The sequence below is a fragment of the Mycobacterium florentinum genome (assembly GCF_010730355.1).
GTDB lineage: Bacteria > Actinomycetota > Actinomycetes > Mycobacteriales > Mycobacteriaceae > Mycobacterium > Mycobacterium florentinum.
Genome location: NZ_AP022576.1, coordinates 5539591 through 5557002 on the forward strand (window position 1 = coordinate 5539591; position 17412 = coordinate 5557002).

Sequence of the window (17412 nt, forward strand, 5' to 3'; positions counted from 1 at the left end):
GGTGGGGTCGAACTGTTCATCGGCCAAGGCAGGGGAGGTCAAGGACATGGCATCCGTGGAAGATCTGAGAGAGCAGACCTCGGGTTTTGCAATCGTCGGCTATGCCGCCCGTTTTCCGGGTGCTGCGGATGCGGACGAGTTCTGGGATGTGTTGCGCGACGGTCGGGATGCGATCTCCGAGGTACCGCAGGACCGCTGGGACGTCGACGAATTCTTCGACCCGGAACCCGGCGCACCGGGCAAGGTGGTGACCCGTCGCGCGGGTTTCGTCGACGACGTGACGGGCTTCGACGCGCCGTTCTTCGGTATGTCGACGCGCGAGGTCAGATTGATGGATCCGCAACACCGGATCTTGCTGGAGACGGCATGGCGTGCCGTCGAGCATTCGGGCACCGCGCCAACGGCGCTGGCCAACAGCAACACTGGCGTCTTCGTCGGTCTGGCCACCCACGACTACCTCGGAATGGCTTCCGACGAGCTGACTTACCCCGAGATCGAGGCCTACATGGCCATCGGGACGTCGAGCGCCGCCGCGGCGGGCCGGATCAGCTATCGACTGGGGCTGCAGGGTCCCGCGGTCGCCGTCGATACGGCGTGCAGCTCGTCGCTGGTGGCCATCCATCAGGCGTGCCAGGCGCTGCTGTTGGGAGAATGCGACCTCGCGCTGGCCGGCGGTGCGAACGTCCTGCTCACCCCGGCGACCATGATCACCTTCTCCAGCGCTCACATGCTCGCGCCGGACGGCCGCTGCAAGACGTTCGATGCGGCCGCGGACGGCTATGTGCGCGGCGAAGGATGCGGCGTCATCGTGATCAAGCGCCTCGAGGACGCGATTCGCGACGGCGACCGGATTCGGGCCGTGATCCGCGGCAGTGCGATCAACCAGGACGGTGCGTCGGGTGGATTGACCGTCCCGAACGGCGTTGCCCAGCAGCGGGTCATCGCCGAGGCGCTGAAGCGCGCCAACCTCGAACCCCACGACGTCGGGTATCTGGAGGCACACGGCACCGGGACATCGCTGGGTGACCCCATCGAGGCCCAGGCCGCGGGCGCGGTGCTCGGCGCCGGGCGCGAAGCCGGCCAACCACTGCTGATGGGCTCGGTCAAGACGAACATCGGTCACCTGGAGGCGGCCGCGGGAATCGCCGGTGTAATCAAAGTCATTCTCTCGCTCGAGAACGAGTTGCTGCCGCGGCACCTGCACTTCGAGAACCCGTCGCCGCACATTCCCTGGGATCGGCTGGCGGTGCAGGTGGTCAAGGAGGCCACGGCCTGGGAACGCAACGGGCGCCCGCGCATCGCGGGTATCAGCTCATTCGGGTTCGCCGGAACGAACGCGCACGTCATTGTGTCCGAAGCGCCCGAGCAGGCGGCGCAGCCTCTCACGGCACCGGTCCCGGTCGAGCAACCCGGGGGCCGGCGGTTCAGCGTTCTTCCGCTCTCGGCGCGAACGCCCGCCGCGCTGGTGCGGCTCGCCGATGAATACCGCAGCTGGATGAGCGCACACCCGGAGGCCGGCCTGGCGGACGTGTGCCTCACCGCCGGGACGGGGCGCGCACACTTGGAGCACCGCGCCGCGTTGGTGGTCAATTCGCGAGAATCCGCGATGGAGCTACTCGGCGCACTCGCGGACGACCGCCCCGCACCGGGCTTGTTCCGCGGTGAATCTCATGACACACCCAAGACGGCCTGGCTGTTCACCGGTCAAGGCAGCCAGTACCCCGGCATGGCCCGGGAGTTGTTCGACACCGAGCCGGTGTTCGCCGAGACGCTGAGTCGTTGCGCCGCAGTGGTCGCCGATGTTCTCGAAAAGCCGTTGATCGAGCTGATTTTCGATATGGACAGCCCGGACAGCGAAGCGACGCTGCGGCAGACGTCGTACGCGCAGCCCGCGTTGTTCGCGGTCGAGATGGGACTGGCCCGTCTTTGGCAGTCGTGGGGCTTCGAACCAGACGTCGTGCTGGGCCACAGTGTCGGACAGTATTCGGCGGCCTGTGTCGCGGGCGTGCTAGGTCTCGAGGACGGCGCCCGGCTGATGGCCGAACGCGGCCGCCTCTTCGGAAGTTTGCCCGCGGGCGGGCGGATGGTCGCGGTGTTTGCCGCCGCCGATCGGATCGAGAACCTGACCAACGAGTTCCCGAGTCTGTCGGTCGCGGCCTACAACGGTGCGAACACCGTATTATCCGGCCCCGCAGGGGATCTGGAGAAGGCGGTGGCTCCGCTGGCGGCCGACGGTGTCCGGTGTGACTGGCTCGACACCAGCCACGCATTTCACTCGGCGCTGCTGGATCCGATTCTGGACGAATTCGAGTGGTATGCGGATCAGTTCGAATTCGGTACACCACAACGGATTCTGATCGACAATCGCACCGGCGTCGCGCTCGGCCGCAGCGTGCGCCTCGATGGCGCGTACTGGCGCCGTCACGCGCGTCAGCCGGTGCAATTCGCCAAGAGTGCGCACACCCTGGCCGAGCTCAATTGCAAGGTATTGCTCGAGATTGGCCCGCGGCCGGTGCTCGCCGCCGCGGCCCTGAGTGCCTGGCCCGACCCGGCCACCGCGCCGCGGGCGATCACGTCGCTGCGCCGGAACACCGCCGACCATCGACAGATCACCGAAGCCGTTGCCGAGGCGTATGTCCTGGGCCACCTGCCCGATTTCGACACCTTCCGGCGGCCGCATGCGCACAAACTCGACCTGCCCACCTATCCGTTCGAGCATCGTCGGTACTGGTTCCGCGACAATCAGGAACCGGTCGGCCAACAACCGCAGCTTTCCGCGCGTACCCAGGCCGTCCGCCTTCTCGAGGACGGCCGGATCGAGGAACTCGCGGCCCTGCTCGGGGGTGCACGCGATCATCGGACCCTGAAGGTGCTTACCAAACTTGCCGCACAACACAACCAGGAACGGACCACCCAGTCCATCGCCGACGACCGCTACGAGATCCGTTGGGAGAACGCTACGGCCCGCCTGTCCGGTGCGGGAGTCGGCGAGGGGTCCAGCTGGCTTCTCGTCGGCGAGGACTCCCCGGCGCTTCGGCCGCTAATCGGCGAGCTCGTCGCCCGTGGACATCAGCACCGGTTCGTCGGGTTGCCGACGTCGGATGCCGACACCGAACAGCTCGCTGATGTATTGCGCGCCGCGGATTCGACACTACGTGTCGTGCTCGTCGCGGCGGTGGACTCCGAGGACGCCCCGTCGATGCAGTCGCTGTTGCGGATGCAACACCGGATCCTGGGTGGGACGCGGCGACTCTTCCGCGCGGCGGTCGCCGCCGATTTGCGCACCCCGATCTGGGTGGTAACCCGTGGCGCGCAGCGAGTTACCGACGCGGACACCGTGGCGCCGGAGCAGAGCTCACTGTGGGGCTTCGGACGTGCCGCGTCGCTCGAGCATCCGCAGCTGTGGGGCGGGCTGGCAGATCTGGCGCAGGCCGGCGCCGACGAGTGGGCTCACTTCATCGACGCGATAGCGACGCCGAGCGAGCTCAGGGAAGACCAGATCGCGCTTCGCGATCAAGGCGTCTACGTGCCCCGGCTGGTTCGGCGGGACGGTCAGCCGATCGGGTCGCCGCTGGAACTGCGCGATGACGCAACGTATTTGGTGACCGGCGGGCTGGGATCGGTCGGGCTGGAAATCGCCGGCTACCTGGCTGCACACGGCGCCACCCAGCTGGTGCTGACCAGCCGGCGCGCGCCCAGCGAGGCCGCACAGCAGCGCATCGATGCGCTCGGCGAACAGTATGGCTGCGAAGTCCGGGTCGTTACCGCCGATGTCGCCGACGCGCACGACGTCGCACGCCTGCTGGCAGGCGTGCAGGCCGAGTTACCGCCGCTGGCCGGCATCGTCCATGCCGCGGGCGAGATCGGTACCACGCCGCTGAGCAGCCTGGACTACGAATCCCATCAAGCCGAAGTCGACCGGGTCTTCGCTGGGAAGGTTTGGGGTGCTTGGTATTTGAGCCAAGCCGCGACTGATTTGCAGCTCGACTTCTTCATCACCACCTCGTCCATCGCCTCGGTGTGGGGCGGATACGGCCAGACCGCCTACGGCGCGGCCAACGCATTCCTCGACGGGCTGGCCTGGCGCCTGCGCGAGCAGGGCACCGCCGGGATCAGCGTCAACTTCGGACCCTGGTCGGCCGGCATGGCCGACGCGGAATCTCGTGCCCGGCTGGATCAGCGCGGGGTCCGGACGCTATCACCTGCCGATGCACTGGCCGGCCTGGCCGATGTCGTGGCCTCTTCGTCGGCTCAGGGTGTGGTAGCCCGGATCGACTGGACCCGTTTCCTGCCGCTCTATCAGCAAGCCGGCCGCCGGGCATTCCTGGCGGAGTTGGAGCGCGAGGTGCCCGATGCGGTGCCGGCCGTGCTGCCTTCTGGGAAAACACAATTGGTCGAGCGGCTCACGAGCGCGCCGGTGCAGCAGCGCAAGAGACTTCTGACCGATTACCTGCGCGAGGCGGTAGCGGAGATCACGCGCGTGGATGCCGCGGAGATCCGCGAGGACGCGGGGTTCTTCGACCTCGGCATGGATTCGCTGATGGCCGTCGAATTGCGGCGCCGCATCGAGCAGGGGGTGGGCAAGGAGATACCGGCCACCCTGGCGATGGACCATCCCCGGCTGTCCGACGTGGCCGACTATCTGCTCGACGAGGTGCTCGGGCTCAGCGGGCAAGCCAAGTCTGCGCCCCAGCCGGCGTCGGCGGTGACGACTCGCACCGACGAGCCGATCGCGATCATCGCGGTGTCGTGCCGTTTCCCCGGCGCGCCCGACCCAGAAGCCTTCTGGGAGTTGCTATCCGGCGGTGTCGATGCGATCCGGGAAGTCCCGGAGGACCGATTCGACATCGACGAGTTCTACGACCCGGATCCCGAGACGCCGGGCAAGACCTACACGCGCTTCGGCGGATTCCTCGATGGAATCGACGGGTTCGATCCGGAATTCTTCGGCATCTCCCCGCGCGAGGCGGTCTGGATCGAACCGCAGCAGCGGCTGATGCTCGAAACGGTATGGGAGGGGCTGGAACGCGCCGGGTACTCACCGGCGGCGTTGCGCGGCAGCCGGACCGGCGTTTTCGCCGGGGTGGCGGCTAACGAGTATGCGCACCTGCTGTCGGCGGAGCCGATCGACAAGATCGAGCCGTACTTCATCACCGGCAATGCGCTCAACGCCATTTCGGGTCGCGTTGCGTTCGCGCTCGGACTCGAAGGGCCGGCCGTGGCGGTCGATACCGCTTGCAGTTCGGCCCTGGTGGCCGTCCATCAGGCGTGCCAGGCCTTGCACTCCGGCGACTGTGACCTCGCGGTGGCCGGCGGTGTCAACGTCTTGCTCTCTCCGGTGACGGTCATCGCGGCCTCACGCGCCCGGATGCTTTCCCCGGTCGGTAAGTGCAAGACCTTCGATGCCTCCGCCGACGGCTACGTGCGCAGTGAGGGCTGCGGAATTCTCGTGCTCAAGCGGCTCGGCGACGCCGAGCGCGACGGCGATCGGGTCCTGGCCGTGATTCCCGGCAGCGCGGTCAACCAGGATGGCGCTTCCAGTGGATTGACGGTGCCCAATGGTGGTGCACAGCAACGACTCATCGGGACGGCGCTGACGCGCGCGGGCCTGGCAGGCGGGGATGTCGACTACCTCGAGGCGCACGGAACGGGTACCCCGCTGGGAGATCCGATCGAGGTGCAGGCGGCCGCGGCCGCCTACGGAGGTTCGCGTGACGCGGACCGACCGTTGCTGATGGGATCGGTGAAGACCAATATCGGACACACCGAGTCGGCATCGGGCGCGGCCGGTCTGATCAAGGTCGTGCTGTCGCTACAGCACGAATTGCTGCCGCAGAGCCTGCATTTCGACACCCCGTCGCCGCATATCCCTTGGGATGCGTTGCCGGTGCGGGTGGTGCGCGAGTCGACCCCGTGGCAGGCCAACGGCAGGCCGCGGCGCGCCGGCGTGAGTTCGTTCGGGTTCACCGGCACCAATGCGCACGTGCTGATCGAGGAGGCGCCCGCCCGAGCGGGATCCCCCGCGGATCCGTCGGATTCGGCGGTCGTCGACACTGGCGGGCAGCCGGTCACTGTGCTGGCGCTGTCCGCCCGATCACCGGAAGCGCTGGTGGAGTTGGCGCGGCGCTACGAGTCCTGGCTGAGCGTGCATCCGGACGTCGACCTCGCCGACGTCTGCCTCACCGCGGGGACGGGCCGTTCACACTTCGAGCATCGCGCCGCGCTGGTGGTGGATTCGGTCGAGGGCGCGCGCGAAGGCCTGGCCGAGTTGGCCGAGAATCGGCTGCGCCCCGGTGTGGTGCGTGGCGAGCACACGCACCTCCCGACCACGGCCTGGCTGTTCACCGGGCAGGGCAGCCAGTATCCCGGGATGGCGCGTGAATTGTTCGACACCGAACCGGTTTTCGCTGAAACCGTGACACGGTGTGCGGACGCGATCAAGGACCTGCTGCCGCGCCCGCTGCTGGAGGTGCTGTTCGCCACCGACCGCGAATCCGGAGAAGCGTTGCGGCACACGTCGTTTGCCCAGCCGGCGCTGTTCGCTGTCGAAATGGGGCTGGCGCGGTTGTGGCAGTCGTGGGGCATCGAGCCCGACGTGGTGCTGGGGCATAGCGTGGGCCAGTACGCTGCGGCATGTGTGGCCGGTGTTTTCAGCATCGAGGACGGCGCACGACTGATGGCAGAGCGCGGCCGGATGTTCGGCAGCCTGCCCGAAGGCGGCCGAATGGTGGCGGTGTTCAACGACGCCAAGCACGTCGAGCAGATCGCCGGTGAATTCCCGCGGGTGTCGGTCGGTGCCTACAACGGACCCAACACCGTGCTCTCGGGTCCGGCCGACGACCTCGAACAGATCGTCGCCAGGTTCAGTGACGAAGGGATCCGCTGCACCTGGCTGGAGACCAGCCACGCGTTTCACTCGGAGCTGCTGGACCCCGTGCTCGACGAATTCGAGTCGTACGCGGCCCAATTGGAGTTCGCTGCGCCGACGTTGCCGCTGGTCTGCAACCGTACCGGCGCCGTGCTCACGGCCCAGACCCCGCTGGACGCGGGGTACTGGCGGCGGCATTCCCGCCAGCCGGTGCAGTTCGCCGAAAGTGTGCGCACCGTGGCGGCCCTCGGGTGCTCGGTCGTGATGGAGATCGGTCCGCAACCGGTGCTGACCGCGGCGGCGGTGCAGGTCTGGCCGGAGCACCTGGCCGCACCGCGGGCGATCGTCTCGCTGCGCAAGGGCGTTGGCGATCGGCGCCAGATCGCCGACGCGCTGGCCATGGCCTACATCGGCGGGCACCGGCCCGATTTCGCCGCGCTGCATCGTCACGCCCGACGCGGCCTCGAACTGCCCACCTATCCGTTCCAACGCCGTCGCTTTTGGCCCAAGTCGTCGGGCATCGCCGTCGACGGCCCCGCGGTGTCCGGAATCCTGGGCAGTGCCAAAGATCTCGCTTCCGGCGACTCGGTGTACACCAGCAGGTTGTCCGTCAAGTCGCAGCCGTGGCTTTGCGACCACGTCATCTACGGCACCGTCGTCGTCCCCGGGGCGACGTACGCGGCGATGGCGTTGGCCGCGGTCGGTACGCCGGTACGGGCCAAGGACGTCTTTTTCTACGAGCCGATCATCTTGCCGGAGAAGAGTTCTCGTGAGGTGCAGCTGACGTTGCACCCGCAGGAGGACGGCGATGGCTGGAAATTCCAGGTGCACAGCCGCCAGTACGGCGAGCGCGGCGCCGAGTGGTCGTTGAATGCCGAAGGCGCCGTGATCTCCGGGGTTGACGACGAGCCGGAAGCCGAGGAGGCGGATCCGGTCGACGAAGCGATCGAGCAGCTGAACCGGATGCGGCCGCAGGAGCTGTTCGAGACCTTCGCCGACTTGGAGCTGGCGTGGGGTCCGACCTGGTCCGGTTCGCTGAAGTCGTTGTGGCTCGGTGAGGGAGAGGCGATCGGCGACATCGTCGTCGGCGAAGAACTCGCCGAGCAACTCGGCGCCGAGCCGATGCACCCGGTGCTGATGGACCTGTGCACCGGTGTCGCCTTCCCCGCGTTCCCGGCACTTCTCGCGGCCGAACAGGGCGTCAACGATCTGTTCCTGCCGCTGCGCTACGGGCAGGTGACGCTGCGGGAGAAGATGCCCCGACGGTTCTACTGCCGCGCGAAGTGGCACACCAGTGCGCTCGACGCCGAAACCCAGGTCTTCGATCTCGAATACCTCGATCGAGATGGCCGGCAGCTGGGCGGGATTCGCGACTTCACGGTTAAGCGAGCACCCCGCGAGGCCCTGCTGCGCGGTCTGGGCGGCGATGCCACCCGGCTGCTCTACAGCCTCGGCTGGCATGAGGTGCCGGCACCGGCGCCGGACGAGGAGGCCGCGGTTTTCAACGGCACCTGGCTGATTGCGGGATTCGACGAACTGGCCGCCAATGTGCCGGGCTGCATCCCGTTCGACCGGAACACCGATCCGGAGCTCCTCGGGCAGCTGTTGGCACAGGCGCACGAGCGTGGTCTGCCCTTCTCCGGCGTCGTCTGGCGCAGCGCCGCGCCGAACCGCGCAGAGTCCAGCGCCCAGGGCGCCGCGCGGATCGAGACCGAAATCGCGAACCTGCTCAGTGCTGTGCACACGGTCCAAACCGGCCAGGTGAAACTGCCTGGCGGACTGTGGATCATCACCGAGCGGGCCGTGGCCACCGAATCCGGTGAGCCAGTCGATCCGGTGCAGGCGGCGCTGTGGGGATTCGGGCGGACCACGATCAACGAGGAACCAGGGCTGCGTTGCCGGCTCGTCGATTGCGACGGATCCGAGGAGGCGGTGCGGGCGCTGGCCGGCCTGTTGGCCACGCCGGTTGACGAACCGGAACTTGCGCTGCGCCAAGGGAAGTTGCTGGCCTCGCGGCTGCTGCCGTGGGCGCGCAGTGGTCATCTCACGGTGCCGCGCTCGTCGGACTACGTCCTGGCACCCACCGAACGCGGCGCGATCGACAATCTGCGGCTGACCCAGGCGGAGGTGCCGGCGCCGGACGAGGGCTATGTGCAGGTCCGGGTGGAGGCCGCCGGCCTCAATTTCCGGGACGTACTCAACGTGCTTGGCCTCTACCCGGGTGACCCGGGTCCGATCGGCGGCGACTTCGCCGGAACCGTTACCCAATTGGGCAGTGGGGTAACCGGACTCGAGGTGGGCCAGCGTGTCTACGGCTTCATGCAGGGCGCGTTCGCCAGCCGCTTCAATGTGCCGGCTCAGTTGCTGGCGCCGATTCCCTCCGGCGTGAGCGCGGTGGCCGCGGCGACGATTCCCGCCGCGGCATTGACGGTCCGGCTCGCGTTCGACTGGGCGCGGGTGCAGCCCGGTGATCGCGTGCTGATTCACGCCGCCAGCGGTGGTGTCGGCCTGGCCGCGATCCAGATGGCGCAGCGGTGCGGTGCCACGGTTTTCGCCACGGCCAGCACCTACAAACGCGCGACGCTGCGCAATTTAGGTGTGAAGTACGTGTATGACTCGCGTACAACGGATTTCGCCGACCAGATCCTTGCCGACACTGACGGTGCCGGCGTCGACGTGGTGCTCAACAGCCTGACGAACGAAGGCTTCCTCGAGGCGACCGTGCGGGCCACCGCGCGGAACGGCCGGTTCGCCGAGATCGCCAAACGCGACATCTGGACTCACGCACAGATGGCGGAGGTCCGCCCCGACATCGCCTACGAGATCGTGGCGCTGGACACGGTGACCTTCCAAGAGCCGGAGCGTATTCGTGGCCTGTTGACCGAGGTGTCGGAGGGGCTGGGCAAGGGCGAGTGGACGCCACTGCCCGCCGAGATCTACCCGCTCACCGAAGCGAGGGCCGCGTTCCGCCGCATGCAGCAGGCACGGCACATCGGAAAAATCGTGGTGCAGATCCCGAATCCGTTGCAGCCGAGGGCCGATCGGACCTATCTGATCACCGGCGGGCTGGGCGCGATCGGCCTGCACACAGCGTCGTATCTGGCCCAGCTCGGGGCCGGCGACATCGTGTTGACTAGCCGGCGCGGCCCCGATGCGGACGCGCAGCGCTTGATCGAGGAGATCGCCGAGCGCTATAAGTGCCGCATCCACGTCTTCGCCGCCGACGTCGGCGACGAGTCTGAGGTCGCGAAGCTGCTGGAGCGCATCCGCGCGGGACTGCCGCCGCTGGCGGGTGTGGCCCATCTGGCCGGCGTGCTCGACGATGCACTGCTGTCCGCCCAGAGCCTGGAGCGATTCCGAACGACGCTGGCGCCCAAGGCGTTCGGGGCTTGCCATTTGGACAGGCTGACGAGGGACGACGAGCTGGACTTCTTCATCGTGTCCTCCTCGGTGTCCAGCTTGTTCGGTTCGCCGGGTCAGTCCAACTACGCGACCGCCAATGCGCTGCTCGACGGTCTGGTCGCGCAACGACGGGCGCAAGGTCTGCCCGCCACCGGGGTCAATTTCGGTCCCTGGGCTCAGGGCGGGATGGCCTCGTCGGAGGCCGCGATCGCCAATATCACTGCGCAGGGCCTGATTCCGCTGGAACCGTCGGCGGCGCTGAGCGCGCTGGGCGAGGTTGTCGCCAACGGAACCGGGCAGGCCACCGTGCTCAAGGCCAATTGGCAGCGTGCCGCGAAGGTGCTGGGCAGTTCGCGTCCACCGATCCTCGACCTCGTGTTGCCCATCGCCGTCGGGGAAGTGACGGGCGACAGCGAGCTGCTCAAGCAGCTGATGGAGGTACCGGTGCCGCAGCGCGCCGGCTTCGTGACCGAGTTCCTGCAGCGCGAGGTGCAGAACTTCCTGCGGCTCGCGCAACCGCCGGCCGCCACCAGTCGGTTCCTGGACCTGGGCACGGATTCGCTGATGGCGATCGAACTGCGCAACCGATTGCACAGTCAGTTCGGCGGCAAGTTCACGATCAACGCCACCGCGGTATTCGATTATCCGACCATCGGGGGGCTGGCCGAGTATCTGGTGGCTCAGCTGCCCGACGCGGAGTCGGCGGCAGACGCGAGCCCGGAATCGGTTGCGGCACCGGAGTCGCCGGAATCGCCGGCGGAGGAGCCGCAATCGGTGACGGAACCGGAGTCGGGGCAGTCAGGGCCGCCCGAACGTCGACTTGTCGGGTGAAAAGTCGACGTCTCGGCCCAACAACTCGACGTTCGGCCGGTGAAAGCGCTAGAGCCGGGCCAAGTCGTAGTCGCCGAGGTGGTCGATCAGGTTGTGCACGTGATCGCCCGAGGTGCCCAGGGTGTGCTCGATCGCGGTGAGCCGGGCGGCGTAGTGGCTCACCGGATATTCCGCGGTCACGCCGATCCCGCCATGCATCTGGATCGACTCCTGCGCGATGTGCCGGCCCGAGCGGCCGATCTGCACCTTGGCCCGCGACGCGATCAGCGGGTCGAGGTTGCCGTCGGCGATCGACATCGCGGCGTACAGGCTCATGCTGCGTGCCATTTCCAGCGACACATAAATGTCCGCGGCTCGCTGGGTCAGTGTCTGGAAATTATTGAGCGTGACACCGAACTGCTTGCGCGTCTTGAGGTAATCGGTGGTCAGCCGCAGCGCTTCCTCCATCGCCCCGACCGCCTCGGCGCACAGCGCCGACTGGATGCGAACGATCGCACCGCTGATGGCACCCGATGCGTCGATTGCCTCGCCCAACGCATCGGCGGGTGCGCCGTCCAAGTCGATCTGCGCACCGCGTTGTCCGTCGAAGGTCCGGAACGGGTGACGGGTGACCGCGTTCGCGTCCACCAGGAACAGGCCGGTACCTCCGTCTGGCAATGCGGCGCTGACCACCAACGCATCGGCGCAGTCCCCGGCGAGCACGGGGTTCTTGCGTCCGGTCAACGTCCATGAATCACCTTGCCGTACAGCCTGAGTGGTGACCGTCGTGGTCGGCTTGCGGTGGCCCGGCTCCAAGTGGGCGAAGGCCAGTAGCCGCTGGCCCGCCGCGACGTCGTCGAGCTGTTCCTTCTGGGTGTCGGTGCCCCGCTCGGCGATCAGCGCGCCCGGTGCCAGCGCGGCGTGCAGGATCGGCTCGGGAGCCAGCCGCCGCCCGGCCTCGGTGAGCACGACCATGATCTCGATCTGGCCTGCCTCGTCCGGGTCGAAGCCCAGGCCGAGAATTCCGGTGTCGGCGAGCTGACTCCAGACCTCACGGCTCCAGCCGAGATCGGAGCCGATGACCTTGTTGCGGCTCTCCGGGTCGTAGCTGCGGGACAGCAGATCGCGGGTGGTATCGCGCAGCAGGCTCTGCTCGTCGGTCAACTGAAGGTCCATGGCTGCCTCACAATCCCAGAATGGTGGACGCGATGATGTTGCGCTGTACCTCGCTGCTGCCGCCGTAGATCGACGTCTTGCGGTAGTTGAGGTAGCGCGGTGCACTGTGCTGCGCCCAGTCCGGGGACGCGATGCCTTCCCCGTCGCAGGGCAGCGCGTCCGGGCCGGCCACCTCGACAAGTAGCTCGGTAGCGATCTGCTGCAATTGGCTGCCGCGCAGCTTGAGCACCGACGACGCCGGGTTGGGTTGTCCGTCCGCGGAATCCGTCACCACTCGCGACTGGGTGAGTTCCAGTGCCAGCAGCTCGTTTTCGGCCTCGGCCAACCGGGCCGCGAACAGGGGGTCGTCGAGCACCCCGGCTTGCGCCGCGAATTTCTTCACCTCGGCGAGGCGCACCTTGGTCCGCCCCACGCCGGCGATGCCGGTGCGTTCGTTGCCCAGCAGGAACTTCGCGTATGTCCAGCCCTTGTTTTCTTCTCCGACAAGCTGATTGGCGGGAACGCGGACGTCTTCGAAGAAAATCTCGTTGACCTCGTGCCCGCCGTCGATCGTCTTGATGGGTCGCACGGTGATGCCCGGCGTGTTCATCTCGAAGAGCAGGAACGAGATGCCGGCCTGACGCTTGGGCGCCTGCGGGTCGGTGCGGACCAGGCAGAAGATCCAATCGGCGTACTGGCCCAGCGTGGTCCACGTCTTCTGGCCGTTGACGACGTAGCTGTCGCCGTCACGCACCGCGGTGGTACGCAGCGACGCCAGGTCGGAGCCGGCTTCGGGCTCGGAAAAGCCCTGGCACCACCAGATGTCGAGGCTGGCCGTCGGCGGCAGGAAGCGCTCCTTGATCTCCTGCGACCCGAACTCGGCGATCACCGGGCCCACCATCTTGGTGTTGAAGTTCAGCGGCTCCGGGACGCATGCCAATTGCATCTCGTCGGCCCAGATCTGGTGCTGGGTGGGCGTCCAGTCCTTGCCGCCCCACTCGACCGGCCAGCTCGGTACCGCCAGGCCGTGTTCGTGCAAGATCTTGTGGCTGGTGACGATGTCGTCGTGGACGACTTCCGCCGAACCCTGGCGTACCCGATCGCGCATCTCTTGCGGAATCTTGGTGGTGTAGATGGTGCGGAGCTCGTCGCGGAATGCGGCTTCCTCCGGTGTCAGCGCCAGTTGCATGCGGACTCCTTTGCCTGGGTTGAGCGTGGCGACCGCTTTTTAGACGGATGGGCGACCCCGCCCGGTCGTGCGCTCCGGCTTCCATCTTGACCCATCGGAGGCTGTGCTTGTGCACAGCCTCCGGTTAATCCACAGCAAGCGGTTGAGACGCCGACGGCAGGGGCGGTTTTGGCGGTCGGCGCACCTACCGTCGGCGCATGCGAACAGAACAGCCCAGCGAGCGACTGCACCGGCGTCTCGGCACCGATCCAGCGGTCGATGTGCCCGCCGAGGAACCGGACCCGGACGCGCCGGGTGAGGATCAGAACTCGTTGCTGCCGCGCTGGCTTCCAGACGCATCGGACGGCGGAAGCTGGTGGGCCCGGCTGCGAGCCGATCCGGGCCGCGCCGGCGCGATCGGATTGGCCGTGGTGGCCGCCCTGGCCGTGCTTGTCACTATATTCACGCTGGTTCGCGACCATCCCGCACCGGTGATGTCGGCGAAACTGCCGCCGGTCGAAAAGGTGAGCCCCAAAACCTCGGCGAGTCCGGGCCCGGACCGGCCGGTGGTGGTCAGCGTGGTGGGCCTGGTGCACAAGCCCGGCCTGGTCACGTTGACACCCGGCGCGCGGATCGCCGACGCGGTGCAGGCCGCCGGGGGCGCGATGGACGGGGCAGACACCATCGGACTGAACATGGCCCGTCCGCTCGGTGACGGGGAGCAGATCGTGGTCGGGCTGGCGCCCGTGTCGGGGCAGCCCACCGCGCTGGGCAGCTCTGTGACGGCCGGCTCGGCTCCGGGCACCAAGACGCCGGCACCGCCGGGGCCGGTTAAGGGATCCGTGCGGCCGAAAGCCGGCGAAGTGCTCGACCTGAATACCGCGACCGTGGAGCAGCTGGACGACCTGCCCGGTGTCGGGCCGGTCACCGCCGCCGCGATCGTCGGGTGGCGGCAGACCAATGGCAAGTTCACCAGCGTCGATCAGCTCGCCGAGGTCGACGGCATCGGGCCGTCGCGGCTGGACAAGCTGCGCGCCCTGGTCCGTGTCTGAGACCGCCCTGCCACTGCGAGTCTCCGGGGAGCTCGCCCGCCTCGATGTGCGGCTGGTGCCGGCCGCACTCACCGGCTGGGTCGTCACCGCCGCGGGGATCGTGTGGCCGGTCGGCCGCGTGCTGGCCGCGTGCTGCGTCGCGTTGGTCGGCGTCGCCGGGGTACTGACCTGCTGCCCGGTGCGCCGGCCCGGACGGAGCCCGAGACTGCGGACCATGGGCGCGGGCTTGGTGGCTATCGGAGTGGCCGGTGCGGGATTCGGATTCGCGATCGCGCTGCGTGCCGACGCTGTGGTCCGCCACCCGATCACCGCGGCGTTCGGGACGGTTGCGCCGGTGACGGTGACGCCCAGCGAGAGCGCGCTGGCGTTGGGTTCGGGCCGGCTGATGTTTCGTGCCACCCTGCAGCGGCTGCGCGGCGACGAGATATCCGGCCGGGTAACCGTTTTCGCGCGGGCCTCGGACTTCGATGTGATGGCGGGTCAGCCGGTGCGCTTTGCTGCGCGGATCGAGCGCCCCACTCGCCACGACCTGACGGTGGCGGTGCTCAACGCGGCGGGCCGGCCCGTCATGGGCCGGGCGGGGGCGGTGCAGCGTGCCGCGCACGTGGTGCGCGGCCGGTTCGCCGCCACCGCGCACGAAGTGCTGCCCGCCGCGCAGGCCGCGATGCTGCCGGCCCTGGTCCTCGGCGACACCTCGGCGCTCACGGCCGACACCGGCCGGGAGTTCCGTGCGGCGGGCATGACGCATCTGACGGCCGTGTCGGGAGCCAACGTCACGATCGTGTGCGCGGCGGTGCTGTTCTCCGCCCGGCTGATCGGCCCGCGGGCCGCCGTGCTGCTCGCCGGGGTGGCATTGGTGGCCTTCGTGATCGTGGTCCAGCCGACGGCAAGTGTGTTGCGGGCGGCCGTGATGGCCGCCATCGCGCTGGCGGGGATGTTGACTTCACGTCGACGACAAGCGATTCCGGCGCTGTCGGCCACGGTGCTGATACTGCTTGCCGTCGCTCCCCAGCTGGCCGTCGATGCCGGCTTCGCGTTGTCGGTGCTGGCGACGGGCGCGCTGGTCGTCATCGCGCCCGTCTGGTCGCGGCGCCTGGTGGTCAAAGGCTGCCCCAAACCGCTGGCGGACGCGCTCGCGGTGGCGCTGGCCGCGCAGGTGGTGACCGCGCCGCTGGTCGCCGGCATCTCGGGCCGGTTCAGCCTGGTGGCCGTGGCCGCCAATCTGGCCGCGGCGCCCTTCATCGCGCCCATCACCGTGCTGGGCAGCGCGGCGGCCGTGCTGTGCGTGCTGTGGCCGCCGGGTGCGCAGCTGCTGATGCGTTTCACCGGACCGGAAGTGTGGTGGGTGACGAAGGTGGCGCACGTCGCGGCCGGCGCACCCGCGGCGACCGTACCGGTACCCGACGGTCTGGCCGGTGTGCTGTTGGTCGGTTGTGCGACCGCGCTGCTGCTGGCGCTGACCATGCTGCTGTGGCGGCGGGCCTGGTTTCGTGCCTCGACCCGGGTGGCCGGGCTGGTCGCGGCCGCGTGCGTGCTGGCCTGGTCGGCGTCGGAGCTGCTGGATCCCCGAGCGGATTGGTCGGCCCTTCGTGACACCATCGTGGGGTGAGCGAGGCTTCGCCGTTGCACTTGGTCCTGGGGGACGAGGATCTGCTGGTCGAACGAGCCGTGGCCGATGTGCTGCGGGCGGCGCGTAGACGCGCCGGCACCGACGACATCCCGGTCAATCGCATGCGGGCCGGCGACGTCAGCACCTATGAGCTCGCCGAGCTGCTGAGCCCGTCGCTGTTCGCCGACGAACGCATCGTCGTGCTGGAAGCCGCGGCCGAAGCAGGCAAGGACGCGGTCGCGATGATCGCCGGGGCCGCCGCCGACCTGCCGCCGGGAACGATGCTGGTGGTGGTGCACTCCGGTGGCGGGCGGGCCAGGGCGCTCGCCGACCAGCTCAAGGCGCTGGGCGCCGAGGTTCACCCCTGCGCCCGGATCACCAAGCTGAGCGAACGAGTCGACTTCATCCGCAAGGAGTTTCGCGCGCTGCGAGTCAAGGTCGACGAGGACACGGTGACCGCCCTGCTGGATGCCGTCGGCTCCGACGTGCGGGAGCTGGCCTCCGCCTGCTCACAGTTGGTCGCCGACACCGGTGGCGAGGTCGATGAGGCCGCGGTGCGCCGCTATCACAGCGGCAAGGCCGAGGTGAAGGGCTTCGACATCGCCGACAAGGCCGTCGCCGGGGATGTCGCGGGCGCGGCCGAGGCGCTGCGATGGGCGATGATGCGCGGCGAGCCGCTGGTGGTGCTGGCCGACGCGCTGGCCGAAGCCATCCACACCATCGGCCGGGTGGGGCCGCTCTCCGGCGACCCGTACCGGCTGGCCGGGGAGCTGGGGATGCCGCCCTGGCGGGTGCAGAAAGCGCAGAAGCAGGCCCGGCGCTGGTCGCGCGACAGTGTGGCAACCGCGATGAAAGTCGTCGCGGAACTCAACGCCAACGTCAAGGGAGCCGCCGCGGACGCCGACTACGCGCTGGAATCAGCGGTCAGAAAGGTGGCCGAACTGGTGGCCGACCGGGGCCGATAGCCCAGGGCTCAGATCTTGTTGAGGGACCGCGCCAGCGCCGACTTCTTGTTGGCGGCCTGGTTCTTGTGGATGACGCCCTTGGTGGCCGCCTTGTCCAGCTTGCGGTTGGTCGACACCAGCAATTCCGCGGCCTTGTCCTTGTCGCCTGCCTCGGCGGCTTCACGGAACGCGCGCACGGCGGTGCGCAGCGAGGACTTCACGGACTTGTTGCGCAGTCGGGCGCGCTCGTTCGTCTTGATGCGCTTCTGCTGCGACTTGATGTTGGCCACGCGGAACTATCCTTCGTCGATTTGGTCTTTGCGGTGTCGTTTCAGGGGGCGCCCCACACCCGATTGCGACTGCTCAGGTTAGCAGTCGGTTACGTTTTCTCCCAAAACGGGAAC

General features: G+C 68.3%; 7 protein-coding genes. 4 read left to right on the top strand and 3 right to left on the bottom strand.

Annotation, left to right across the window (positions count from 1 at the left end; genetic code table 11):
- Positions 1-46 precede the first annotated feature (46 nt).
- A complete protein-coding gene (locus G6N55_RS26230; protein WP_085220691.1) occupies positions 47-11101 on the top strand; it encodes a type I polyketide synthase in 11055 nt (3684 codons plus the stop codon).
- A 48-nt stretch (positions 11102-11149) separates the two neighbouring features.
- On the opposite strand, the gene G6N55_RS26235 is transcribed toward G6N55_RS26230, so the two are convergent.
- Positions 11150-12256 (bottom strand): acyl-CoA dehydrogenase family protein, encoded by a 1107-nt coding sequence (locus G6N55_RS26235; RefSeq protein ID WP_085220690.1) that lies wholly within the window; start codon positions 12254-12256, stop codon positions 11150-11152.
- Positions 12257-12263: 7 nt separating this feature from the next.
- Positions 12264-13424 carry an acyl-CoA dehydrogenase family protein gene (locus G6N55_RS26240; protein ID WP_085220689.1) on the bottom strand — a complete coding sequence of 387 codons (1161 nt, stop codon included), beginning with the start codon at positions 13422-13424 and terminating at the stop codon, positions 12264-12266.
- 197 nt (positions 13425-13621) lie between these two features.
- Here G6N55_RS26240 and G6N55_RS26245 point away from each other — a divergent pair, with 197 nt between their 5' ends.
- From G6N55_RS26245 to holA, 3 genes are read left to right on the top strand one after another with little or no spacing between them, the layout of a single operon-like run.
- Positions 13622-14455 (top strand): ComEA family DNA-binding protein, encoded by an 834-nt coding sequence (locus G6N55_RS26245; protein ID WP_085220688.1) that lies wholly within the window; start codon positions 13622-13624, stop codon positions 14453-14455.
- A gap of 46 nt (positions 14456-14501) precedes the next feature.
- Positions 14502-16064, top strand: coding sequence for a ComEC/Rec2 family competence protein (locus tag G6N55_RS26250; RefSeq protein WP_232079105.1), 1563 nt, complete (start codon positions 14502-14504; stop codon positions 16062-16064).
- A gap of 14 nt (positions 16065-16078) precedes the next feature.
- The gene (gene holA / locus G6N55_RS26255; protein ID WP_139826731.1) at positions 16079-17029 is read left to right on the top strand and encodes a DNA polymerase III subunit delta; all 951 of its coding nucleotides are present in this window, start codon (positions 16079-16081) and stop codon (positions 17027-17029) included.
- An 8-nt stretch (positions 17030-17037) separates the two neighbouring features.
- Here the strand turns inward: holA and rpsT are convergent, their stop codons facing one another.
- Positions 17038-17298 (bottom strand): 30S ribosomal protein S20, encoded by a 261-nt coding sequence (rpsT, locus tag G6N55_RS26260; RefSeq protein ID WP_025736070.1) that lies wholly within the window; start codon positions 17296-17298, stop codon positions 17038-17040.
- Positions 17299-17412: the final 114 nt, after the last annotated feature.

Coding starts and splice junctions, on each gene's coding strand:
- G6N55_RS26230 (WP_085220691.1), top strand. CDS start 47: ATGGCATCCGTGGAAGATCTGAGAGAGCAGACCTCGGGTTTTGCAATC.
- G6N55_RS26235 (WP_085220690.1), bottom strand. CDS start 12,256: ATGGACCTTCAGTTGACCGACGAGCAGAGCCTGCTGCGCGATACCACC.
- G6N55_RS26240 (WP_085220689.1), bottom strand. CDS start 13,424: ATGCAACTGGCGCTGACACCGGAGGAAGCCGCATTCCGCGACGAGCTC.
- G6N55_RS26245 (WP_085220688.1), top strand. CDS start 13,622: ATGCGAACAGAACAGCCCAGCGAGCGACTGCACCGGCGTCTCGGCACC.